This window comes from Bianquea renquensis, assembly GCF_014384895.1.
Lineage (GTDB): Bacteria > Bacillota > Clostridia > Lachnospirales > Bianqueaceae > Bianquea > Bianquea renquensis.
This window is the reverse complement of the sequence record NZ_JACRSQ010000100.1, coordinates 1-883: the sequence shown is the minus strand read 5'-3', so window position 1 is coordinate 883 and position 883 is coordinate 1. Positions and strand designations below refer to the sequence as shown.

Sequence of the window (883 nt, the reverse complement as noted above, 5' to 3'; positions counted from 1 at the left end):
ATTTCCCGTTTCCCATCCTGGTCATTTTCAAAGGAGAAGGCATCCGCGAATTCCCCGCCGTTGTCGCACAGGAGGGCGTCCATGATTGCCGGGACGGAGAGGCCGGCGTTCCGAAGGCGGTCTTTAAGGGAGCGGAAGTGTTCTGCCCCCTGGGCGGCGGTTTTGTTATCGAGGAGGATGCCGGCCATGAAGTTGCAGGATGTAAAATGGACAGTCATGATGACCTTGCCGGCGATACGCCCAACCACAGTGTCGAGCTCGACATGTCGTTCGAGGCCATGGAGGGAGCAGTAGTCCAGGAAGTCATCGTAGGAACGGCCGAGGCGGATGCCGGCGGGGACGTAGTCAGGCTGCCTTACCCTGCGGGGCTTGAATTTGACGGCCCGTGGAAGGTCAATACGGGAGGCGGAATAATAGCCTTTCTTGAAATGGCGGTAGACAGTGCTCTTGGAGCAGGCGATCTCAGGGGAATTGGCCATGATATGATAGAGGTGCTGTCCCCTGCGGAGGGCATTGGAGATGATGCGGTCGGTCTTGTAGAAATCCTCTTTATTAAGAGGGATGCCCTCCCTGGCATCCGAGAGGAGTGTCCTGTATTCTGAATGGGCCAGGGAGGCGCGGTAAAGGAAGTGTGGGGAGTGGCAGGAGGAGCAGTGGCGTTTGGAGCAGCCGTTGCAGACGAAGGGAGCCTTTAGAAGCAGAGGGCAGGGCTCATGGTCATAGGTAAAGGAATTGCGGTGCTCCTGCCGGTGGTGCTTGATCTCGTAAGAGATGGTGGTGGGGTCTTTCTGGACGAGTTGGGAAATGGCCTTGAAGGTCATGCGCTTTCCGAGGCAGTCCTCAATCACCTTGCGCTCCTCCAAAGTAAGATGTTTGTTTTTTC

At 56.5% G+C, this 883-nt stretch carries 1 protein-coding gene; it reads right to left on the bottom strand.

Annotated features, from left to right (window positions below):
• Positions 1-848: IS30 family transposase (locus tag H8730_RS17430; protein ID WP_249290316.1), on the bottom strand; the 848-nt coding region annotated here is incomplete at its 3' end.
• Positions 849-883 lie beyond the last annotated feature (35 nt).